Raw genomic sequence first — 22,087 nt, forward strand, 5'->3', positions numbered from 1 at the left:
CTTCAAGACCGGAGTTGATCCAAAAGGTCTAAGTGGGAGAAAACGGCACCTACTATGCACGATTCGTTCAACTAACATTCAGTAGGAGCCCTACTGAATGAAGTTTCACTTTATGGGGAAAACAGCGGTTGCCGAAATGACAGGGTTCGAACTTTTGCCCGTGATCACTCACTATGGCAACATCAATCATAGCCGGGAACAGGAACGACATTCCTCTAACGAATTTGAGAATCTCATTCGCATGTGACATGATTGTCACATGCTTTTATCATTTGTTCGCCGAATCGAAGGAAAAAGATATCCAATCCTTTTATGATAAATATATCAAGTAAAGGAGTGAACCAAATTGAGTATTCTTGAAGCGCAAAAAATTTACAAAAGTTACGGAAATAAATTTAACAGGCAGGAAGTCTTAAAAGGAATAGATATTCAAGTGGAAAAAGGAGATTTTGTCAGTATCATGGGCGCGTCAGGCTCGGGAAAAACGACATTGCTTAACGTCCTTTCTTCCATTGACAAAGTGAGCGAGGGGACGATCAAAATTGATGGAAAAGACATCGTCGGCATGAAGGAAAAACAACTGGCCGAATTCCGCAAGCATCACCTCGGCTTCATTTTCCAGGAATATAATTTACTGGATACGTTAACTGTCAAAGAAAATATCTTGTTGCCTTTGTCCATTACGAAAACACCGAGAAAAGAAGCCGAGCAAAGATTTCACCAGTTGGCATCCGAACTAGGCATCGTTGACTTAAAAGATAAATATCCGAATGAAATTTCCGGGGGACAGAAACAGCGGACATCCGCGGCCCGGGCTTTCATTCATGAGCCCAGCATCATTTTTGCCGACGAGCCGACAGGAGCGCTCGATTCCAAATCCGCCTCCGACCTTTTAAACAAACTGAGCGGGCTCAATGAAAAGCTGGGCGCAACCATTATCATGGTTACTCACGATCCGGTGGCGGCAAGCTTCTCGCGCAGGGTCATCTTTATTAAAGACGGACAAATATATACACAACTGAATAAAGGTGAAGAAACGAGGCAGGCGTTCCTGAAAGATATCATGAAAACCCAAGGTGTGTTGGGCGGTGTCCATGATGAACATTAATCAGCTCATTTTTCGCAACTTGAAAAAGAATATAAAGAATTATTACCTCTATGTGTTTGCTTTAATTTTCAGTGTCGCCCTTTATTTCGCTTTTGTCACCTTGCAATATGACCCTTCGATGGACGTGGTGGAAGGCACTGTCAAAGGCGCCGCCGGCATCCGGGCCGGATCTGTCTTACTCGTGGCAATCGTATCGGTCTTTCTCTTATATGCCAATAACCTCTTCATTAAAAGAAGAAGCAAAGAAATTGGATTGTTTCAGCTCATTGGCATGACAAAAAATAAGATTTTCCGGCTGTTGAGCGCCGAAAATGCCATCCTTTACTTCAGTTCTTTGGCGATCGGCATCTTTATCGGCTTTTCCGCTTCCAAGTTCATGATCATGGTTTTATTTAAATTAACCGGTGTCGATGCTATTGCCACCTTACATTTTTCGACAAAAGCATTGATCCAGACAGTGATTGTTTTTGTTGTCATTTATCTCTTCATCCTGTTGATGAATTACTTGTTTATCAAAAGGCAAACGATCCTGTCGTTATTCCGGGTTCTTTCTTCAACGGAAATAAGAGTCAAAAAATTGTCCAAACTCGAAGCCGTCATGGGCGTGTTTGGGATCGGATTGATTGTCATCGGCTATTATGTTTCATCAAAATTGTTTGGCGGCGACTTTACAACGATGACAGAACTGTCTTTGGCCATGCTGTTTATTCTGGGCAGCGTCATTATCGGAACTTACCTTTTTTATAAAGGATCGGTCAGTTTCATCTTCCATCTCATTCGGAAAAAAAAGAACGGGTATCTGAATATAAACGAGGTACTGTCGCTTTCCTCCATCATGTTCCGAATGAAGTCAAATGCCCTGCTTTTGACTGTCATTACAACTGTTTCAGCCCTGGCGATCGGCTTGCTTTCTCTCAGCTACATTTCTTACTTTTCCGCAGGAGAATCAGCGAAGGACAATGTACCAGCCGATTTTACCTTGACGGATGTCAATGACGCAAATGAATTGAAAGACACTTTTAAAAGGAATCAAATTGCTTTCAGTGAAACAAAAATCAACGTTCTACAAGCAGAAGCCAATGTAAAAGACATTCTGGAAACCACAATGGATGGAATGAATTTTGACCCCAATGTGATGACAGTGTCTGTTGTCAGTGACAAGGATGTTGAAGGTGTGGATCTTTCTTCTGACGAAACAGTATTTACCGGCTACTCTGATATAATGTCTAGGTTTGTGTCTTTTAAAGATACGGGTGAAATCGAGTGGAACATGCAAAACGAAACGATTCCGCAAACCTTTAAAGGCTTGGAAAAGGAATACGTTCTTTCCTTAAATTTTACCGCCGGCGGGCTTCCGACTGCCATTGTGGACGATTCCGTATTTAACCGTATGAAGCAGAATCTGAATCCAGATATTCAAAAGGAATCGGTTTATATCGGCATAGACATTCAAGACAAAAAAGAGATAGAAAAAGCGAACGATATTTTTCATCAGCTCGGTTTTCATAAAGCTGAAACTTATTATTCGCTTAATGACATGATCAAATCTCAAAAGCAATTATTTGGTCTAACGATGTTTATCGTCGGATTTTTAGGACTTACCTTTTTGATTACTTCAGGCTGTATCCTTTACTTCAAGCAAATGGATGAAAGTGAAGATGAAAAGCCAAACTACACCATCCTGCGAAAACTCGGGTTTTCCCAAGGAGACCTGTTGCGGGGCATTCAGGCGAAACAATTGTTCAACTTCGGCATTCCGCTTGGAATCGGATTGCTTCACGGCTATTTCGCCGTCCAGTCCGGCTGGTTCCTCTTCGGAACCGAATTATGGACACCGATGTTTATCGTCATGGGGCTATATACTGTGCTGTACTCCATTTTCGGCCTGCTCTCCGTCCTTTATTATAAAAAGGTCATTCAAGACGCGTTGTAAGAAGCTTCGGGCATTTTTAGCCCGAAGCTTTTTTGATGGTTAGGATATCAGATAAAAACAGAGCAATATCGTCCATACAATATTCTCGTCTTCGACATTTGAACCACATTCCGATTTTGAAAAATAACCCTTCCCCCAAAAGAATACGAGGGAAAAAATGAATTTCATTTATCAATATATATGGACGCCCGCCGCGATCTTTATTTTTGGTTTTATTTTATAAAAGGTTCTTCAATTAAGTTGATGGCTTGGCTGCACATTCTTGATGTATCATTTAAAACCTTAAAGACAAACAGCTTAAGCCTCCATCCTGTTTTTGAAACTCTGACATTTCCAGTTCAATCGTTTTGTAACCGGCCTCTTGGATGTACCGCTTGGTCGTTTCAAATCCTTTGGGGATTAAAACATAATCATTGACTAAAATGCAGTTTGCCGCATATTCCTCTTCGGGAGGAACAATGATTTTTTCATATGTAGCAAAATCAGGGTGGCTGATAAATTCTCCGGCCGTCACAACCAGGTTGTCACTCAGATAAGTAATGCCTGTCTTTAAATGAAAAAATTCCTTTAATGGTACGATTGTGGCTTTATAATGTTCCGACTCCAAAATGGCCTTCAATTGGCGAGCTCCCGCTTCATTTGTACGATCCGAAATACCAATATAAAAGTGATCCTCGATTTGCAAAATATCACCGCCATCCAAAGTGCCCGGTGACTGGATGTGATAAAACTTTTCGTAAAACCTTTTAAGAACTGTTTCCATCTCTTGGATTTCTCCGTTCCTGGAAGCGGCTCCCGGGTTTGTGATGACTGCAAATTCAGGCGTCAAAACAGCGGTATCTTCAACAAAAGTGGAATCGGGGAATTGTTCGCTAGCCGGTAAGTGAGTAACAGTAACTCCGCATTTTTCCATAGCCTCGACATACGCAGCATGCTGCTTTAATACTTTTTCATAATCGGGAATGCCAAGATTGGATGTCGTTAATCCCTTCACATAGCTTTTTCCTGGTGTTTTGACAATCACATTTTTATACAATTTCCATTCCTCCCATACGTACAACCGGGCAAGTCAAACAAGTGGGGCCGCCCGTACCTTTATAGCTAATTCTTTTCAATTTCCTAAGCTTAAACCTCGGAGATAAGCCATATCCCATAATTTTTTTAAAAGCGAATCAGTATGTTTATGACAATTTGTACTCTATGCAAGAATGCATCAAGCAGCATAAGAAGACGAGTGTTGTCCCTTTCTGAGTCAAGAAAGGACAGCTGCTTCATTATAAATTTGGTTAATTGCTCTTGTAAAAAATTATTTGAGATTCTCCAAAAATAAACGGATGACGTCTGCGCCGCCGACAAATGTTCCCAGGGAGCTTCCGAGATTGGCCAGCACGACAACAAGCAAAATGCGTGTTACTTTATTTTGCCAAAAGCCTTTTATGCTGAAAACATCCTTCGTAAGATTTTCAAAATCTCTTACATGCGGTTTATTGACCATGGCCTGGACAATCCCCGCAAACCAGCCAGCCGCCAAGAGCGGATTCAAGGAAGTAATGGGCGCTGCAATGAATGCCGTTAAAATGGCGAGAGGATGTCCCAGCGCAATCGCTGCTCCAATGGCGGATAGAGAACCGTTCCATAGCACCCAGCTTATTGTCTGCTGGAGCCCTGCGGACGGATTTGCCAAAAAGGTGTAGGCAATGATCGCCAAAATGACAAGGGGAATGGACCAGCCAATAATTTTGGGAACTTTGGATTTCGGCGGAAGTTCATTTAATCGTTTCAAATCATGATCATTCTTGATTTCATTGATGATGCCGGGCACATGTGCTGCGCCCAATACGGCAACAACTTTTCTTCCGGGAGCTTCTTTAATCTTTTGCGACAAATATTGATCACGCTCATCAATTAAGGGCTCCTTCAATTTAGGAAAGTTATCCGTAAATTCCTTTAGAATGGCATTGATGGTGTCATCGTTCTTCATCTTTTCCAGTTCTTCTTCCGTCATCTTTTCGTCACTGAAAATACTGAAAAAAATTTGTGTCAACAACTGGGCCTTTCCCCAAAATCCTACATTATTCCAAATGCGGGCAAACGTTATCTGGATGTTGCGGTCAGCGAGGACAAGTTGCGCTCCCGTTTCTTTTGCCGACTCAATCCCCTGAATCATTTCCTGCCCCGCCTGAATGCCGAATTGATTCGCCATCCGTTTTTGGAAAGAAGAAATGGCCAGATTCATTAACAACAGCGTTGCTTTTTTTTCTTTAATCACCTTAAAGATATCCATGTCCTTCCAGCGGTCTTTGTTGATGATAGCTTGATACCTTTGCTCATCCAGCTCCACACAAACCGAGTCAGGCATTTCCGCTTCAATCACGCTCTTGACCTGTTCCGCACTTTGCTTGGAAACATGTGCTGTCCCGATCAAAATAATTTCTTTATCATTTAATTCAAGTCTTGTAATGTTTTCTTCGCCCATATATGTACCTTCCTCTAATGTAACGTTATTTTTCAAACGATCACTCAATATTACTGTGCCATTGCTTGAAAAAACCCGCAAGTCTTTTTTATCTTGCCCGATGAATACCGCAAATCCGATCCCGTTCTTTTTGTCACTTCCGCTACTCGCTCTTTCCATATTTCTATCGAAAAGTAGATCCTTTCTTCTCATTCATCCATACAGTGAAGTCTTGTTAAGGGATAAGAAAAAAGCATGGTCACATCTCCATGCTCAGCTTGTAGAGAAAGTGGATGGCAGATCCCAAAAGCGGCAGTTAATGTATGTCGATTAATGCGATTCGAGAGGAGATCGAATGATTTGAAGCCATGATTGATGTCAAAGAACTTGAAAGCATTCTTCTCTGAATTCAAATCTTCTTGGATTTAGAAAACACGCCTATTTAGGCGCGTTTAAGGGAAAGGAAAGAAAGCAGGGGCGGCAGGGCGGAATTAAGAACGTTGTACTTGGCAAAACCACCGTGCGTAAAGTAATACGCTGCTGTTTCCAGATCTTCCTTATTTTTATAATACTCAGCAATTTCGCGTGAAAGATCGGCTGTTTCTGTCCAAAGTTCCATATCATCGAGGATATGCAGACTTTTTCTCACTTCTTGGTCATTTTGTTCGGCATACAAAGCGTATACAAGTTTTAACTTCGCCAGATATTCTTGTTCTCCTTCATCCGTGGCTCTTTTGAGCGCTTTTTCGTACCATGACCGGGCAGCGTCGGAAGCTCCCAGTTGAAACAGAACCTTGCTTAACATGTAAGTGGAGCGGACGGCGACAAATGACTCTAAATGTTCCGGGATGCTTAAGGCTTGTTTAAAACAGTTCGCAGCTCGCTGAACATTTTTGTCGTTCAAAGCAGATGCCAAAATTAAAAAGCGCCAAACTTTCAGTGTATCGGAAGCCGTTTTCTTTGGCGATAGAACGAGCCTTCTCATAATGTTTTTTGGTTTGTTCATGAAGCAATAGGTCGAGTTTATTCGCCCCTAATATCATTTCACATTTCACCATTTTCTCTTTATAGCTGTCGTGCGCTTTGAATATGGCGTATGCCGTTTTAGCGTGCGTTATTGAGAAGATATTTTGTTCGATTTGATAGTATGCAATCGCGAGCTGATAGTGGAATTCGGCTTTTTCAATTTCATCAGGTATTTTTTTCAGCTGTTCCTCAGCCATTTTATAGTATATGATGGCGTTAATATAACGTTTTTGATGAAATTTATACATACCAGAGAAAAGATGAAAATAGTATTGAATTATGTTTTCGGTACTTTCTTCTAAAGCTTTGGCTTGCACCTTGTCTAGTAATTCTCCGGATTTTTTGTAGTCCTCTGTCATGAGCTTATAGCGTGAGTCAATCAGGTTGAAGTAGAGTAACACATTTTGATTCTTTTCCATGCTCGGCAACATGTTTTCCATCTCTTTCCGCATAATCGCGGCTTTGGAAACATCCTGTTGTTTGATAACTTTATACCAGTCGTTTATGACCTGTCCGACTTCTTCAAATGCTATCGTGCTCAATCTATTTTCAATCTTCTCCTTTCTTTTTTATTTGATTGAAAATACTTACAATTAACTTAAGATTATAGCAGACTCCCGAGAATTGAAAGGAATTTTTAGAAAAAATTGATTATATAGATATGGATGGGGATGATAAACTTTTTGAGCGGGGCATTTGTAGTTCAAGTGGAATGGGAAAAAGACGTGATACCGGAATAGTCAAGGCTGCAGAAATAGATGGAAGGGTAGAAATTGTCGTTACATTATGGAATAATGATACAATCATTTACCATAAAAGAATAAAAGTGAGATGGCTAATGAGCAATAAAACAAAAGAAGAGTTGCTGAAGGCCTAAACGCCTTTTGCCAATTTGCTTCTCTCGCCAATAGTTTGTAGCCGCAAAATTGAAAGGAGATGGGTTTATTTGCAGCGCGAGAAAAACAATGATATTTTAGTAGCCGGATTTGCACAACTGCCTAAAGGGACACCTATTTTTGAAACACAAAAAGTAATTGGTTGTATTGCTGTAATAGATAGTGAGACTGATATCATTAAAGATGCCACATTTACTTTTATACAAGATCTCACGAACCACTTTTCTTCTTCACTGATCATCGGATACTCTATTAAACATGATATGGACGAAATCATCCAAAATATAGAGGAAAAATTAATCATACCTCCCAAAAAAGCGGTAATCCAAGCGGTGATCTCAGCCCGAAACCGCTATTTGGAAATGAAGGCATCATGATTTGCAAAAACAGAAAGCGCTTGCATCCCCTTAAAACATTCGTTATAATGGCAGAAAATACAGAAAAGCCTACGTATTCGCTGGCTAATCTATTGGGTGAAAGATGAAGTTCTGAACCCTCGAAGTAGATTAACAACCAGCAGTATCGAAAGTAGCTTATATAGGTGTGGACCACTTATGTGAGGACTTTCTATGCTGTTGGTTTTTTTGTGTTTAATTTACTAACGTATGGAGGGATTAAGAATGGAATTTGGATTATTCACGGTATTTGACAACTACAAGGAAAAGCTGGGGAGGTCTCATGAAGATCTTTTACAACAGGTATTGGACCAAACAGTGCTTGCGGATGAGTTGGGTTATGACTCCGTTTGGTTTGCGGAACATCATTTTAGCGAGTATGGGATATTAACCACCCCGCCGTTATTGTTGGCGACAGCGGCCGAGAGAACAACAAACATTCGATTGGGAGTTTCCATTGTGACGCTTCCATTTAAAAATCCCATTCAGGTTGCGGAAGATTATGCTCTATTAGATGTGCTAAGCAACGGAAGAGTAAATCTGGGAATGGGGAGCGGGTATCTACCCCACGAGTTCTCAGGCTTTGGCATTGATGGTAAAGACAAAGCGCATCGCTTTAACGATGCTTTGGCTGTCATTGAAAAAGCATGGACAGGACAAAAGTTTTCTCATGAAGGTCCTTATTATCAATATTCAGATGTGAAGTTGGAAGTATTGCCCAAGCAAAAACAGGTCCCCCTCTGGATTGGGGCTTTAAGTGACAGAGGTTCCAAATATGTCGGCAAAATGGGATACAACATCATGGGAGTCCCCTATGTGGCAAGCAGTTCGATAGAAGAATTGAAACAGATCATTGACGGATATAAAGCGGCACGCCAAGAAGCCGGCCATGGCACTCGTTCTGTCAACATACCGCTCGCACTCCACACATTTGTGGCAAAGACAAGGGAAGAAGCGGAAATGGTTGCAAAAGAGCATGTCAACTTGTATCTCGATACCCGACAATATGGCAGAAGCGCCAAGTTTGAAGACTTGGAAGCCAGAGAACAGCTTCTGATTGGAACACCTGAAGACGTTATTCAGCGAATGAAAAAGTATGAAGAAGCCGGCTGTACTCATATGATGATGCTTATGAACTTTGGCGGTCTGCCCCATAAAGAAGTCATGAAGTCAATTACATTAGTTGCTGACGAAGTAATGCCGGCCTTCCATAAAAACAAACAAGCCATCGTATCTTGATGAAGTGGGGTGAGAATATTGAAACTACTTGGAATATTCGGAACAATTGTCGGTGCCAAATCAGCCATTCTGGTAAATGAAATACTAAATAAAGTAAAGAAAAAAGACCCTGACATTCATGCCGAGTTGTTGGACCTTAAATATTATAACATGGAATTTTCCGATGGCAGGCCCATTCATGATTACAATGAAGATACCCAAAAAATAATTAGAAAAGTGATGGCCGCCGATTTTTATATAATTGGAACTCCGGTTTTTAATGGATCTATTCCCGCACCGCTTAAAAATCTTTTTGATCTGCTTCCACCGGCGGCACTCCGCCATAAGATCATGGGCTTTGTGGCAGTCGGAGGAACGTTCCAACATTATTTAATGATTGAAAACCAACTAAAACCGATTGCCGGCTATTTAAGAGCTTTTACGACTCCAAGCTATGTATATGCCCATAATAGTCATTTTAATGAAAAAAATGAGATTATGGATGCTGATGTACAAACTAGAATGGACAATCTAGCCGAGGAATTGATCTTTATGCAAAGGAATCTTTTCAAAAATGCTGAACAGGAAGCCGGCACTTTACTTTCAGCAACTGATGCGGAAAGGATGAAAACAAGAGTTGGTTAATAAAGCAAAAGAGGACATAGCAACCGCTCCCCACAGTTTCGAAGCTTTTTTTAAAAAGCTCATTGATTATGCCGGACTGTTTCCGCCAACTCAATTACCGTTAGAAGAAGCCATACATCACTATGCCTCCTATATCCATAGTTGTGAGGCCTGGATGATCGGCCCCTTTGTTTGCCCAGCTTCCCAATTGGAGAAATTGGAACCTTACCTGGAATTATTTTCATCGGAAAAGCCGTTAGCGATTTCTGCCTTGGGGAGAAAAGCGGAAAATGAAAGAGAAACGATCAAACTTTTTAAAGACGATTTAGCTTCCATTGAACATTTTCAGTTAAAACATGGAACGAAGGTGAGAGTCAATCAGTTTGAGTTGCCTCTGCCCTCTTTAAACATTACTGCGGAATTCATGAACGAGGTGGGAAAACGTAGCAGCCGCCATCATATCACTTGCTATTGCGAGTTTCCCATCCATAAGAATGATAGATTTTGGGAACAAAAATTGGCCAAAACGGCTCTATTGATCTCACAGCAAAATCAAAGCCGATTTTATTCAATTGGCGGAAAACTGAGAACAGGCGGGATAAAGGCCAGCCTGATACCAGATAGCAATATTGTTGGCAGCTTTATCTATCATTGCAAGGAACACAAAGTTCCTGTCAAATTTACCGCCGGGCTCCATCATCCGGTACGTTTGTATAGAAGTGAAGTCCAGGCGGACATGCACGGATTTGTAAATGTGTTTGTAGCCGGCCTGATGGCATATCAACATCATTTAGATAAGGAATCTATCACTGAAATTCTCCAAGAAAAAGACGCCAAGTTTTTTTCATTCCAGAACGAGAAAATAACATGGCGCCATTTAGAAATAAGCACAAAAGAAATAATGAGACTGCGAAAAGAATATTTACATTCTTATGGCTCATGCAGCTTTGAGACACCTCGAAGTGAATTTAAGGATCTGAACATGATAGAGAGGGGTTAGTGAAGATATGCGTTCTTTTATTCCGGTGGAACCTTCGAATCATTTTCCAATTCAAAATCTGCCATATGGCATCTTTAGACTGAGAGACAACAGCGGCAAGCCGCGTGTGGGGACTGCAATTGGAGAGTATGTCTTAGATCTATCAGTATTGGAAGAAGAAGGTTATTTTCAGGATATCATTGATCAAGAAGAAAAAGTGTTCGCCGCGCCTTTTTTAAATCCGTTTATGGCCAAAGGGCCGGATGTGTGGCAATCCGTTCGAAGAAGACTGCAAATGCTATTAAGTGAAAATGAACCAAAGTTGAGAGATAACGTACAGCTTAGAGAAAGAGCGCTTATTCCGCAAGCAGATGTAAAGATGGAACTTCCCATAAAAATTGGGGATTATACGGACTTTTACGCCTCTAAAGAACATGCGGCAAATGTAGGCACCATGTTCAGAGGAAAAGAAAATGCGCTTATGCCGAACTGGACCCATCTTCCGGTAGGTTATCACGGTCGAGCCAGCTCAGTTGTGACGAGCGGTACTCATTTCAATAGACCCTGCGGACAGATAAAGCCCGCTGACACAACCAAGCCCATTTTCACATCTTGCAGGCAGTTGGACTTTGAATTGGAAATGGGCTTTTTCATTGGCATGGGCAATCAGATGGGCGAACCGGTCCCGGTTGAAAAAGCGGAAGAGCAAATTTTTGGGATGGTTCTTGTGAATGACTGGAGTGCGCGGGATATTCAAGCATGGGAATATCAGCCATTAGGTCCTTTCTTAGCGAAAAACTTTGCAACCTCCATATCACCATGGGTTGTTCCGATGGAAGCATTAGAACCATTTCGCGTAAAAGGGCCGGAGCAGGACCCTGAACCACTCCCTTATTTAAAACATACAAAACCAGATTCATTTGATATTCATTTGGAAGTCTTTTTAAAGACTCCAAACATGGAAAAGCCGGATTGCATAGCCGCGAGCAATTATAAGTATTTATACTGGAGCGCCGCACAGCAAATTGCCCACCATACGATCACTGGATGTAACCTGAATACAGGAGACCTGATTGCTACTGGCACCATTAGCGGACCTGAAAAGAGATCAAGAGGAAGTCTGCTGGAATTGGCATGGAGGGGAACAGAACCAATCAAGTTAAGCAACGGTGAAGAGCGCAGCTGGTTAGAGGATGGGGATGAACTTACTTTGACAGGCTGGTGTCAAGGGGCTGGGTATCGCATTGGATTTGGAGAAGTAACCGGAACCATTTTACCAGCTAAACTTATTGAACGGAGAAGTAAAGCAACCATATAAAAAGAATATAGAAAGGAGTATGGCCGTGACATATTATAAGCAGATGGGCAAGATACCCCGTAAAAGGCACATTGTTATGAGAAAGGAAGATGGCACTCTATATCGGGAACAAGTCATGGGCACAAAAGGTTTTTCCGGCATTCAATCCATCTTATATCATGATCATCCGCCAACGGAAATTGTTACCTCCTCCCTGTTGCAAGAGAATTTTTTTGAGTATGAAGAACAGAGCGCACTAAGGCCGAGACATTTCAACACAAATAAAGTAAAAAAAGGCCAAGATGCTCTATCAGGAAGGGAGTACTTATTGGGCAACGACGATTTGGTGATCGGTGTAGTCTACCCAAGCAACCCCATGGAATTTTACTACCGTAACTCCGACGGTGATGAAGTGCTTTTTGTCCATTATGGGACAGGTAAAATAGAAACGATGTTCGGAACCCTTACCTACGGTAAAGGCGACTATATTATCATTCCTGTAGGCACGATTTATAAAGTGATTCCAGATGATGGAGAGACTAAATTTTTGGTCATTGAAACAACGAGTTGGATTACGTCACCCAGAAGATACCGCAACGAATTTGGACAGTTGCTTGAGCATAGCCCTTTTTGTGAAAGAGACATTCGCGGACCCGAAGAACTGGTCTATTTTACCGAAAAAGGAGAATACGAAGTAAGAACAAAAGCACGGGGAGCCCTTCATTCCCACATATATCATCATCATCCTTTAGATGTCGTTGGATGGGATGGTTACCTATATCCTTATATCTTCAACATTGGGGATTTTGAACCGATTACTGGAAGGATTCATCAACCGCCTCCCGTCCATCAGAATTTTGAAGGCCATAACTTTGTGATTTGCTCGTTTGTGCCACGATTATTTGATTATCATCCTGAAGCGATCCCGGCTCCTTACTATCATAGTAACGTTGATAGTGATGAAGTGCTTTACTATGTAGAAGGAAATTTCATGAGCAGAAAAGGAATTAATGAAGGCTCTATTACACTGCACCCTTCCGGTATACCGCATGGGCCGCACCCAGGTACTATTGAAGCGAGTATTGGTAAGAAAGAGACACTGGAACTTGCAGTCATGATTGACACTTTTCGACCGCTACAAGTGATGAAAACAGCAAGAGATGTAGAAGATGATCGTTATGAGAGCAGTTGGATTGAGGACTGAGAAACGCAGTAAAATGCCGGGCTGTGAGCGAGGGCAGGAATGATTTGGCTGATGGACAAGGAAAGCGAGCGGAACCTGGATTGAGTGATCGACTCCTTGTCCATAAGCGTCCATCGAAAAAAGCGCTGACATTTCATACGAGAAATAGGTGATCCGCGGGTTTTGGCCAAAAAACAGCGAGACAGGCGTTCCGTCATAATGGGAGCCTCGGTTCCCATTTTTTAACGGAAAGAAAGCTTGCTCAATTAACGACTGTTTCAATATCAGATGAGGGGTGAAACATGTAATGAATCAAGGCGCTCAGTGGGTAACCGTTGAATTGGAAGATAGCCATAAACATGCACAACAGTCTGGGGTTCCGCGTTCTTTAATGTATTTTATTCTAAGCATATGTTTCTTTTGTATATTGGCAGATGGATACGATCTAGGAATTTATGGAGCTGTATTGCCAAGCCTATTAGACTATCAACCTTGGGGATTGTCTCCCGCACATGCCGGAACCATAGGGAGCTATGCGTTATTCGGAATGCTTTTCGGCGCCATATTTGTCGGCTCTGTCACCGATCTAATAGGCAGAAAGAAAACGTTGATTATTTGTGTAGCGCTATTTTCAGTCACGATGATTTTATGTGCCATTGCAACATCCCCAACAATGTTTGCCATATTTCGCTTTATTGGCGGGATTGGTTTAGGGGGCGTCATTCCAACAGCCTCTGCCCTGGCGATAGAGTATTCACCACCTCATCGACGATCATTCAACTATGCCCTTATGTTTTCTGGTTATTCGTTTGGAACTGTTTTGGCCGCTATATTAGCAATACTTCTTTTAGACTCGCTTGGCTGGAGATTTATGTTTTGGATTGGGGCCATTCCTTTACTACTAATTCCAATCATGATGAAATACTTGCCTGAGTCAGTTAGTTTTCTTCTCTCCCGAGGAAATGTAAATGAAGCTGAAGCCATATGCAAACGTTATAAAATGGATATTTCTCAATTTGAAAATTTGAGAGAAATACATGCAAATGAAAAAGGAAAGTCGCAAAAGTCGATCAAAGGCCTTTTTTCCAAGCAATATATCAGGGCAACTTTAGCCATTTTTCTTACCTATATTATGGGTTTTTACCTTGTATATGGATTAAACACATGGCTGCCACAGATTATGCGGGAATTAGGCTATTCACTTCATTCCAGCTTATCATTTCTGCTCGTCATGAACTTAACGGCCGGAATCGGAGCACTTTTTGCGAGCGCTATTGCGGATCGCTGGGGATCGAAACGAGTCATTGGAGTGTCATATGCTTTAGCCGCCTTGAGCGCATTTTTACTAACGATAGGAGTCCCTTCCATGGCCGCTGTTTATTTACTAGTGGGGCTCGCTGGTTTCGGAGCAGTTGGCAGTACACAAATTATGAATGCATTTGTGACAAAGTACTACCCGGCAGAATCTCGGGCTACAGCCATAGGCTGGGGTCTTGGAATTGGAAGAATCGGAGCGATTTCCGGTCCCGTGATCATCGGACTTTTATTAAGCATGAACTTCGATTTGATATGGAGCTTCTACACCTTTGTTATAGCGGGAATCGTGGCCACTATAGGGGTTGCTTTAATACCCAATAAGAAGGGCGAAATCGTTTAAAAAAAGCGTTATCGAAGCACTTCTTAATAAGTATCAATATTTGTACAAATTGTTATACGACTTTAAGATTGTTTTTCTTTCAGCTTGCACAAGTTCGAAGAACGAAGGTGCTTTATGGGGTAGCATCCGGATGATGTGGGAACAAAATAACTTTAAGTTTTGTCAATGCCAAGAAGGTTCGGGCTTGGTGAGGTTGTCAATATATTTTTGTTCCTTATTCTCCCTTCGGTCCGCTACGACAAAAATATTATTTTATTGCATCAGGACTCCATCATTTGCTCAAGCTTATCATTTTCTAAACTAACCATATCAATTTCTTTATTAATTAGCTGATCAAGTTCGTCATTCAAAGCGTTTTCATTCATTCCAATAGCAGAGTACAATGACTGACCCCCAGTCGGAATTTGGTTTAGCGACTATGCCTGTACTTTTAAGTTAGATATAGATAGGGTAGAAAATAAAAATAATATGGTAGATTCTACATATATATAAAGAACCCTTGTTTTTAAACGATAAAGAGTATAAAAAGGCCACCTCTTCGCAAATAAGGTAGCCTTTCAATAGATTAGAACCGATTGAGATATATTCAAAGTACCCCTAAATCAGGATTTATCAAAAGGATCAAAATGCTTATCGTTGAAAATCCGCATTTTTGGGACCCAACCCTTTCACGGTGTAATTTTGTGGATATGAATAACCCGCTCATTTAATTCATGTCCTGTAAAGAACCATTCTCGTAAACAATAGATAGTCAACTTGAGCAGTGGGTCTCCGGCCTTCCTAGTTATATCAAGGCTTATTTGCCGATTTCACTCTGCGAAAGTTGAGTACTAATTATTAAACTTATCGGCAATAAAGTTAAAATTTTTAGTTTTTTTCAATTCTAAATACAACTCTTCCATGCTCCACAGTTGGAGTCTTCTTATGTTAATGGACCGATTCCCTATTTCTTTCTAACAAAATATTAGGGGAAACCCCTCCCGATGGATCATCCCCATTGCAGATGGTGCAATGGGGACTTTTGCTTAAGAAGTCCTTGCCAAACCCCTATCATCATCGTCATCTAGGCCAATATACGAGAAAAACTTTCCCGTTTATAAAATTGGAATTAATCCTTTACTGTAAACACTGACATCATCTATATGATCTAATTTCCTAGAAATATCCGCTTTCCTCATCATATTCGTTAAGTTTAGCCCATAAATCGTATATAATAATAGTACAGACATTTTTACTGAGGAGGAACACCATGAAAAAACTAATGACAGCCTTGTTGGCTGCCACTCTTTTCTTTTCCCCTGTTAGTAGCCTTTTCTTCCAGGATGACGTTACCACTGTTGAGGCCAAAAGATACAAGTCGGGTAAGAAAGGGTTTAATACGCAAAAAAACCCTTCAAACATCCAAGAAAAACCTAAGGACTCCACTACAACAAAATCGCAAATGCAGAAAACAAACCAGAAAGGCGGATTCTTTTCAGGAGGTCTCATGAAAGGGTTAATGGTTGGAGGTCTTGCCGGTTTATTGTTTGGCAGCCTGTTCGCCAACATGGGGGCATTGGGATCAATCTTGGGATTAATGATCAACCTTGCAGCGATTTACTTTTTGATCGTAATTATCCGCAAAGTCTTTGAAGCTCTTAAAAGACAGAAAAAGAGAGAGGATATGAATCCGTGGGGCAGATAATCATTTCCGAACAAGATATCATCAACGCCATTTGTATCGCTCAATCCCGCAAGAAAAACGTACAGCCCCAAGAAGTAGAAGTTGAACTCATGTTTGACGATGACGACGGATTTTCCGCGGAGGCTTATATCCATGGGCAAAAGTCGGTCCTGGAGACGATTCACATCATCGAAGCCGTTCGGCTATGGCTGGATGAAATGTTAAATAAAGACCCTTTTGCCGGTATCGAGCTTGTTTTGGACGATGAGGAAGGGATTATAGCGGTCATTAACACATAAAATAAAGAATGGGACCGGGACAAAACCCTGTAAAAATGAAACAAACCGCATGGAATCAAGTTTAAAAACCTTGATTTCACGCGGTTTTATTCTCACGATTCTTACGAATATGAATCAGTTTTCAACTTATGTCCCGCCTCCATTTTATGTTTATTCGATCGCCTCAAGCTCCGGTGTTTATGGGGTGGTGGATATCAGAACGATTGTATCATTTGCTTGGCCAATTCCCTGTTGCGCTCTTTAAATACGTCATTATGAGAAGAAACCATACCGACTTCATCCGCATCCGGCTCTATATATTGCTTCGCTTTATTCACGGCATTTGCCGCATCTTGAAAGGCTCCCGCAATTAAATGCAGTTTTCCCTCGTGCTTTAATATGTCTCCGGCTGCGTAAAGGCCCTTAATCGACGTTTCGCTGGACGCATTGCCGCATATATAACCATTTTCTGCTCTTGCCATCTTTAACTCGCTGTCATCCAGCAGTGTCGTATCACGTTCATAACCATGGTGAATAACCACTTCATCAACAGGAAGTTCCATCACTTCACCTGTTTTTACATTCGTCAATTCCACCCGCTCGATCACGTCATGATGTTTACAAGCCCGCAGTTTTGTTATCGTCGTATTAAAAAAACAAACAACAGAGCTATTCATAAGTTGGTGCACTTGCGCTTCATGTCCGGTTAACTTGTCTCTTCTATAAATTAAATAAACATTTTTGGCGATCGGCTCCAATTCATTGGCCCAATCAATGGCCGAATTCCCCCCGCCGGAAATGATGACGGTTTTATCCTTAAAACGTTTCAGCGATCGAACCGTATATTGCAAATTCGCTATTTCAAATCTATCGGCCCCTTCTATCTCCAGTTTTTGCGGTTTTAAAATACCGCTGCCGACAGCAATAATCACTGTTTTTGAAAAGTGTCTTCCCCCTGAAGCTGTATGTAAAATAAACATTCCCTTATCATTTCGTGAAATTGATTCTACTTTTTCATTCAAAACGACTTTTGGATGAAAAGTTAATCCTTGCTCCACAAGCTGTTCAATCAATTTAGCTCCCGGGATTGGGGTTATACCCCCAACATCCCAAATCATTTTTTCCGGATATACATGTAATTTTCCGCCTAAAAACGGCTGATACTCTATCAATTTTGTTTTCATTGCTCTCAAACCGCTGTAAAAGGTCGAATAAAGCCCTGCTGGCCCTCCTCCGATCACGGTTACATCGAATATGTCCGCCTGCTCCATATTTCCTTCACTCCCAGTATGTTATGCATAATTGAAAAATATTCTCAATCAGCTAGTTGACAACTCATACCCTCACCTTTATATTTATGATTATAACGAAAATGATAATCATTCTCAACTATATATTTCTTACATCGGAGGTGAAAGAATGATCCGCTTATATACAGATGCTCTTAACGTGGGCTATGACGGACACTTAATTGTGAAAAATCTCAGTATAGAAATTCCCGACAAACAAATAACAACCATCATTGGTCCGAATGGATGCGGAAAATCAACCTTATTGAAAGCAATTACCCGAATTATTTCACATGATTCAGGAGCCGTGGTGCTAGATGGAAAAAACATCTCAAAAGAAAATACAAAATGGCTTGCAAAAAAAATGGCCATCCTTCCCCAAACACCGGAAAGTGCAGGTGGACTAACTGTCGGCGAACTCGTTTCCTATGGACGCTTCCCCTATCAAAAAGGGTTTGGACGCTTAACGAAAAAGGATGTCGAAGTAATTGACTGGGCCCTTGAAGTAACGGGTATTAGCGATTTTAAATACCGCCCTGTCGATGAACTATCGGGGGGCCAGCGCCAACGTGTCTGGATCGCCATGGCGCTTGCGCAGGAAACAGAGATGATTTTCCTGGACGAACCAACAACATACTTGGATATGGCTCACCAATTAGAAGTTTTAGAGCTTTTACAAAAACTGAATCAAGAGCAGGAGCGCACCATTATCATGGTCCTTCACGACCTGAATCAAGCGGCCCGTTTTGCAGATTATATGATCGCCTTAAAAGAGGGCAACATCGTGAAAGCCGGTAATTGCGAGGAAGTCATCACTCATCGGGTCCTCAAAAGTGTATTTCAGATCGATGCTGAAATCGGTCGTGACCCGCGAACGAACAAACCTATGTGCATCACTTATAACTTACTGAAAGGAGAACACAAAAATGAAGAAACGCTGGATCCTAGCCGTACTGTTGTTCATGCTGTTCATTAGCGGGTGCGGCAATCAATCAACTAAAAAGGAAAGCAAGGAAGAAAAGGCAGAAACGATTACGTACGAATCGGAAAACGGGCCTGTTAAAGTTCCCGCCGATCCGCAGCGCGTTGTGGTACTCTCCAGTTTTGCCGGCAATGTCATGGCTTTGGACGTCAATCTGGTTGGAGTTGATTCATGGTCTAAAATGAATCCCCGCTTTCAGGAAAAATTGCAAGATGTTGAGGAAGTATCCGATGAAAACTTGGAGAAAATCATTGAGTTGGACCCGGATTTGATTATTGGACTCTCTAATATAAAAAATATTGATAAATTAAACGAAATTGCACCTACAGTCACCTATACATATGGAAAAGTAGATTATCTGACACAACACTTGGAAATTGGCAAACTGCTCAATAAAGAAAAAGAAGCCAAGGAGTGGGTAGATGACTTCAAAAAACGCGCCCAATCAGCCGGAAAAAAGATCAAAGAAAAAATAGGTGAAGACGCAACGGTTTCTGTTATTGAAAGCTTCGACAAACAGCTTTATGTATTTGGTGACAATTGGGGACGCGGTACGGAAATCCTTTATCAAGAAATGAAGTTGCCCATGCCGGAAAAAGTAAAAGAAATGGCTTTAAAAGATGGCTACTATGCCTTGTCACCCGAGGTCCTGCCGGAATTTGCCGGCGACTATCTCATCGTGAGCAAAAATACCGATGCGGATCATTCATTCCAAGAAACCGAAACGTACCAAAACCTTCCGGCTGTTAAAAATAACCGCGTATTTGAGGTGAATGCAAAGGAATTTTACTTTAACGACCCCATTACGTTGGAACTTCAACTAGATTATTTTATGCAACATTTTCTTGACAAGTAAAACAAGATGGACATGATTTCTTTAAAAAAATTCCTCATCCGCAACAAGAAAAAGAAAAGAAGAGTGACTGATGATAAAAGAAAAACAACCTTTCATTCCATTTGCATATAAGCTGCTTGCCGGAATTCTTATTTTAATATGCGTATTTATGGCCGCTATGGTGCTGGGAGCAGCTGATATCACAGTAAAAGATGTGTGGCTCGCTCTAATGTCTAATGAGAAAAGCGAGCAGACTTCAATCATCCTTAACATCCGTCTTCCTCGTGAAGTCGGTGCGTCCTTTGTTGGAGCGGCTTTGGCCGTTTCCGGCGCAATCATGCAAGGAATGACGCGAAATCCCCTTGCTGATCCGGGTCTACTAGGGATAACGGCCGGAGCCAATGCAGCTTTAGCCATTACGATCGTATGGATGCCATCCACAAATTATGTTGGCGTGATGATTGGCTGTTTGTTGGGGGCAGCGGTGGGAGCCATGATGGTTTTTGGATTGGGGGCAGCGAAAAAAGGCGGATTTTCTCCGTTTCGCCTCGTATTGGCCGGAGCCGCTGTATCTGCCTTCTTATATGCCATTGCAGAAGGGATCGGCATTTATTTCAAAGTTTCAAAAGATGTGTCCATGTGGACCGCCGGTGGATTAGCCGGCCTTTCATGGAGCCAGCTTCAAGTCATCGTCCCGTTTATATTAATCGGTATACTGATTGCCCTATTCCTTTCAAGACAACTGACTATTTTAAGCTTGAGTGATGAAGTTGCTGTTGGACTTGGACAAAATACGACACAAATCAAAATAGCCCTTTTTATTGTGATCATCCTTCTGGCAGGTGCTTCCGTTGCTCTTGTTGGCAATATGGTATTTGTTGGTTTAATGGTTCCCCATTTGGTTCGTGCCGTGGTGGGAACTGATTATCGCTTGATCATCCCCATGTCGGCGATCGGAGGGGCCGCTTTTATGCTTTTGGCCGATACGCTTGGCCGTACAATGAACGCGCCTTACGAAACACCCGTCGCAGCCATTATTGCGATCTTGGGATTGCCTTTTTTCCTGCTCATTGTACATAAAGGAGGCAAGGCACTCTTATGATACACCCCGCCTTAATCAAAAGACAGCAGTTGATATTGCTTATCTTGTCAATACTGATCATGGTCACGATCATCATCAGCATGGGGCTGGGCGATTCTCCCCTGTCTTACGGCAGGCTCATTCCCACTCTTCTTGGACAAGGGTCTTTTAAAGAGGAATTCGTCTTATTTTCCATTCGCCTGCCAAGAGTTATTGTCACCGTATTGGCAGGTATGGGACTCGCATTGTCGGGAGCTATCTTACAAGCGATGACAAGGAATGACTTGGCTGACCCGGGTATCATCGGCATCAACTCTGGAGCAGGTGTCGCTGTTGCTGTTTTCTTTCTGTTTTTTCCCATAAAAGCGGGCTCCTTTGTCTATCTGCTTCCATTTGTCGCTTTCATCGGGGCTCTCATGACAGCATGTTTTATTTACTTCTTTTCATACAAAAGAAATCGGGGGCTTCAACCTATAAGATTAGTACTCGTCGGAATTGGATTTTCCATGGCCCTATCTGCAGCAATGATTGTGCTGATCTCATCCGCTGAACGTACAAAAGTGGATTTTATTGCCAAATGGCTGGCAGGAAATATTTGGGGTACAGACTGGCCGTTCATTTGGGCGATCCTTCCATGGTTAGCTATTCTGATTCCTCTTACATTATATAAGGCAAATCGATTAAATCTTTTGGGACTCAGCGAGCCTGTTGCAATCGGGGTTGGACTTTCCATCGAAAAAGAACGGATCGTACTCCTGCTCACCGCTGTTGCACTGGCCGCATCTGCCGTTTCGGTAACAGGCGGCATCGCGTTTATCGGACTCATGTCACCGCATATGGCAAAAGCATTAGTCGGACCAAGAAACCAATTATGTATCCCGGTGGCCACTCTGATTGGCGGCTGGCTATTATTGCTTGCAGATACAATCGGACGTAATCTGGGAAATGCCGAAGGCATACCCGCAGGGATTATGGCCGCCTTAATCGGAGCGCCATATTTTGTTTATTTACTGATGAAGAAGAGTTAATTGCTGGAAGCTCGTGCCAGACATCTATATATTATACCTCAAACGGTATCCGCTCCTTATTCAGTGGTACCGTTTGAGAAACGATGTTTATTATTGATTCATTCTTCAGGAAAGAAGATAAAGGTCACATTTGCTTCTTCGCATGGTTCCTTTATTTTCT

At 41.8% G+C, this 22,087-nt stretch carries 23 protein-coding genes; 17 read left to right on the forward strand and 6 right to left on the reverse strand.

Annotated features, from left to right (window positions below):
* Positions 1-97 precede the first annotated feature (97 nt).
* The 3 genes from JOC94_RS07385 to JOC94_RS07395 all read left to right on the forward strand — a co-directional run bounded on the left by JOC94_RS07385 (position 98) and on the right by JOC94_RS07395 (position 3,041).
* Positions 98-247: a hypothetical protein gene (locus tag JOC94_RS07385; protein WP_171973937.1), complete on the forward strand. Its 150-nt coding sequence runs from the start codon at positions 98-100 to the stop codon at positions 245-247.
* A 99-nt stretch (positions 248-346) separates the two neighbouring features.
* Entirely contained in the window at positions 347-1,108 is a 762-nt protein-coding gene (locus JOC94_RS07390) for an ABC transporter ATP-binding protein (protein WP_077112516.1), read from the forward strand.
* Positions 1,098-3,041, forward strand: coding sequence for an ABC transporter permease (locus tag JOC94_RS07395; RefSeq protein ID WP_077112518.1), 1,944 nt, complete (start codon positions 1,098-1,100; stop codon positions 3,039-3,041). The genes JOC94_RS07390 and JOC94_RS07395 overlap by 11 nt, the downstream gene beginning before the upstream one ends.
* A 274-nt stretch (positions 3,042-3,315) precedes the next feature.
* On the opposite strand, the gene JOC94_RS07400 is transcribed toward JOC94_RS07395, so the two are convergent.
* From JOC94_RS07400 to JOC94_RS22870, 4 genes are all read right to left on the reverse strand, one after another.
* A complete protein-coding gene (locus tag JOC94_RS07400; protein WP_077112519.1) occupies positions 3,316-4,077 on the reverse strand; it encodes a dimethylarginine dimethylaminohydrolase family protein in 762 nt (253 codons plus the stop codon).
* Between the two features lie 270 nt (positions 4,078-4,347).
* On the reverse strand, positions 4,348-5,517 hold the full coding sequence (locus JOC94_RS07405) for a TraB/GumN family protein (protein WP_077112693.1): 1,170 nt from the start codon (positions 5,515-5,517) through the stop codon (positions 4,348-4,350).
* Between the two features lie 421 nt (positions 5,518-5,938).
* Entirely contained in the window at positions 5,939-6,412 is a 474-nt protein-coding gene (locus JOC94_RS22865) for a hypothetical protein (protein WP_236017013.1), read from the reverse strand.
* Positions 6,360-7,064, reverse strand: a complete 705-nt coding sequence (locus tag JOC94_RS22870; RefSeq protein ID WP_236017014.1) for a response regulator aspartate phosphatase — start codon at positions 7,062-7,064, stop codon at positions 6,360-6,362. Before JOC94_RS22870 ends, JOC94_RS22865 begins: the two co-directional genes overlap by 53 nt.
* A 170-nt stretch (positions 7,065-7,234) precedes the next feature.
* On the opposite strand from JOC94_RS22870, the gene JOC94_RS07415 reads away from it, so the two are divergent.
* From JOC94_RS07415 to JOC94_RS07450, 8 genes are all read left to right on the forward strand, one after another.
* On the forward strand, positions 7,235-7,399 hold the full coding sequence (locus JOC94_RS07415; RefSeq protein ID WP_205178967.1) for a hypothetical protein: 165 nt from the start codon (positions 7,235-7,237) through the stop codon (positions 7,397-7,399).
* Positions 7,400-7,468: 69 nt separating this feature from the next.
* Positions 7,469-7,795: a DUF3870 domain-containing protein gene (locus JOC94_RS07420; RefSeq protein WP_205178970.1), complete on the forward strand. Its 327-nt coding sequence runs from the start codon at positions 7,469-7,471 to the stop codon at positions 7,793-7,795.
* Positions 7,796-8,038: 243 nt separating this feature from the next.
* Positions 8,039-9,052 (forward strand): LLM class flavin-dependent oxidoreductase, encoded by a 1,014-nt coding sequence (locus JOC94_RS07425; protein WP_205178972.1) that lies wholly within the window; start codon positions 8,039-8,041, stop codon positions 9,050-9,052.
* 18 nt (positions 9,053-9,070) lie between these two features.
* Complete coding sequence (locus tag JOC94_RS07430) at positions 9,071-9,676, forward strand: NADPH-dependent FMN reductase (RefSeq protein ID WP_205178974.1); 606 nt, start codon at positions 9,071-9,073, stop codon at positions 9,674-9,676.
* Entirely contained in the window at positions 9,669-10,655 is a 987-nt protein-coding gene (locus JOC94_RS07435; RefSeq protein WP_205178976.1) for a hypothetical protein, read from the forward strand. Before JOC94_RS07430 ends, JOC94_RS07435 begins: the two co-directional genes overlap by 8 nt.
* Before the next feature lie 7 nt (positions 10,656-10,662).
* Complete coding sequence (gene fahA, locus JOC94_RS07440) at positions 10,663-11,952, forward strand: fumarylacetoacetase (protein ID WP_205178978.1); 1,290 nt, start codon at positions 10,663-10,665, stop codon at positions 11,950-11,952.
* Positions 11,953-11,971: 19 nt separating this feature from the next.
* Positions 11,972-13,135, forward strand: coding sequence for a homogentisate 1,2-dioxygenase (locus tag JOC94_RS07445; protein WP_205178980.1), 1,164 nt, complete (start codon positions 11,972-11,974; stop codon positions 13,133-13,135).
* A 370-nt stretch (positions 13,136-13,505) separates the two neighbouring features.
* A complete protein-coding gene (locus JOC94_RS07450; RefSeq protein WP_205179007.1) occupies positions 13,506-14,771 on the forward strand; it encodes an MFS transporter in 1,266 nt (421 codons plus the stop codon).
* Positions 14,772-15,031: 260 nt separating this feature from the next.
* Here the strand turns inward: JOC94_RS07450 and JOC94_RS23160 are convergent, their stop codons facing one another.
* Positions 15,032-15,154, reverse strand: a complete 123-nt coding sequence (locus JOC94_RS23160) for a hypothetical protein (protein WP_268920957.1) — start codon at positions 15,152-15,154, stop codon at positions 15,032-15,034.
* Between the two features lie 866 nt (positions 15,155-16,020).
* Here JOC94_RS23160 and JOC94_RS07455 point away from each other — a divergent pair.
* Positions 16,021-16,455, forward strand: coding sequence for a hypothetical protein (locus tag JOC94_RS07455; RefSeq protein ID WP_077112538.1), 435 nt, complete (start codon positions 16,021-16,023; stop codon positions 16,453-16,455).
* Entirely contained in the window at positions 16,443-16,733 is a 291-nt protein-coding gene (locus JOC94_RS07460; RefSeq protein ID WP_077112540.1) for a DUF2653 family protein, read from the forward strand. Before JOC94_RS07455 ends, JOC94_RS07460 begins: the two co-directional genes overlap by 13 nt.
* A gap of 194 nt (positions 16,734-16,927) precedes the next feature.
* Here the strand turns inward: JOC94_RS07460 and JOC94_RS07465 are convergent, their stop codons facing one another.
* Complete coding sequence (locus tag JOC94_RS07465; RefSeq protein WP_077112541.1) at positions 16,928-17,983, reverse strand: NAD(P)/FAD-dependent oxidoreductase; 1,056 nt, start codon at positions 17,981-17,983, stop codon at positions 16,928-16,930.
* 148 nt (positions 17,984-18,131) lie between these two features.
* Between JOC94_RS07465 and JOC94_RS07470 the strand changes: the two genes are divergently transcribed.
* From JOC94_RS07470 to JOC94_RS07485, 4 genes are all read left to right on the forward strand, one after another.
* Entirely contained in the window at positions 18,132-18,977 is an 846-nt protein-coding gene (locus tag JOC94_RS07470) for an ABC transporter ATP-binding protein (RefSeq protein ID WP_077112543.1), read from the forward strand.
* On the forward strand, positions 18,928-19,839 hold the full coding sequence (locus tag JOC94_RS07475; protein ID WP_077112545.1) for an iron-hydroxamate ABC transporter substrate-binding protein: 912 nt from the start codon (positions 18,928-18,930) through the stop codon (positions 19,837-19,839). Before JOC94_RS07470 ends, JOC94_RS07475 begins: the two co-directional genes overlap by 50 nt.
* Before the next feature lie 70 nt (positions 19,840-19,909).
* Positions 19,910-20,920, forward strand: a complete 1,011-nt coding sequence (locus tag JOC94_RS07480) for a FecCD family ABC transporter permease (RefSeq protein ID WP_077112547.1) — start codon at positions 19,910-19,912, stop codon at positions 20,918-20,920.
* A complete protein-coding gene (locus JOC94_RS07485) occupies positions 20,917-21,927 on the forward strand; it encodes a FecCD family ABC transporter permease (protein WP_077112549.1) in 1,011 nt (336 codons plus the stop codon). The genes JOC94_RS07480 and JOC94_RS07485 overlap by 4 nt, the downstream gene beginning before the upstream one ends.
* The last annotated feature ends 160 nt before the right edge of the window (positions 21,928-22,087 follow it).

This window comes from Siminovitchia thermophila (assembly GCF_016909185.1).
GTDB classification, from domain to species: domain Bacteria; phylum Bacillota; class Bacilli; order Bacillales; family Bacillaceae_C; genus Siminovitchia; species Siminovitchia thermophila.

What these genes read in the sequence shown, in the direction of transcription:
- JOC94_RS07385 (WP_171973937.1), top strand. Translation starts at nt 98, where the DNA reads ATGAAGTTTCACTTTATGGGGAAAACAGCGGTTGCCGAAATGACAGGG.
- JOC94_RS07395 (WP_077112518.1), top strand. Translation starts at nt 1,098, where the DNA reads ATGAACATTAATCAGCTCATTTTTCGCAACTTGAAAAAGAATATAAAG.
- JOC94_RS07405 (WP_077112693.1), bottom strand. Translation starts at nt 5,517, where the DNA reads ATGGGCGAAGAAAACATTACAAGACTTGAATTAAATGATAAAGAAATT.
- JOC94_RS07415 (WP_205178967.1), top strand. Translation starts at nt 7,235, where the DNA reads ATGGGAAAAAGACGTGATACCGGAATAGTCAAGGCTGCAGAAATAGAT.
- JOC94_RS07425 (WP_205178972.1), top strand. Translation starts at nt 8,039, where the DNA reads ATGGAATTTGGATTATTCACGGTATTTGACAACTACAAGGAAAAGCTG.
- fahA (WP_205178978.1), top strand. Translation starts at nt 10,663, where the DNA reads ATGCGTTCTTTTATTCCGGTGGAACCTTCGAATCATTTTCCAATTCAA.
- JOC94_RS07445 (WP_205178980.1), top strand. Translation starts at nt 11,972, where the DNA reads ATGGCCGTGACATATTATAAGCAGATGGGCAAGATACCCCGTAAAAGG.
- JOC94_RS07450 (WP_205179007.1), top strand. Translation starts at nt 13,506, where the DNA reads ATGTATTTTATTCTAAGCATATGTTTCTTTTGTATATTGGCAGATGGA.
- JOC94_RS07455 (WP_077112538.1), top strand. Translation starts at nt 16,021, where the DNA reads ATGAAAAAACTAATGACAGCCTTGTTGGCTGCCACTCTTTTCTTTTCC.
- JOC94_RS07465 (WP_077112541.1), bottom strand. Translation starts at nt 17,983, where the DNA reads ATGGAGCAGGCGGACATATTCGATGTAACCGTGATCGGAGGAGGGCCA.
- JOC94_RS07470 (WP_077112543.1), top strand. Translation starts at nt 18,132, where the DNA reads ATGATCCGCTTATATACAGATGCTCTTAACGTGGGCTATGACGGACAC.
- JOC94_RS07475 (WP_077112545.1), top strand. Translation starts at nt 18,928, where the DNA reads ATGAAGAAACGCTGGATCCTAGCCGTACTGTTGTTCATGCTGTTCATT.
- JOC94_RS07480 (WP_077112547.1), top strand. Translation starts at nt 19,910, where the DNA reads ATGATAAAAGAAAAACAACCTTTCATTCCATTTGCATATAAGCTGCTT.
- JOC94_RS07485 (WP_077112549.1), top strand. Translation starts at nt 20,917, where the DNA reads ATGATACACCCCGCCTTAATCAAAAGACAGCAGTTGATATTGCTTATC.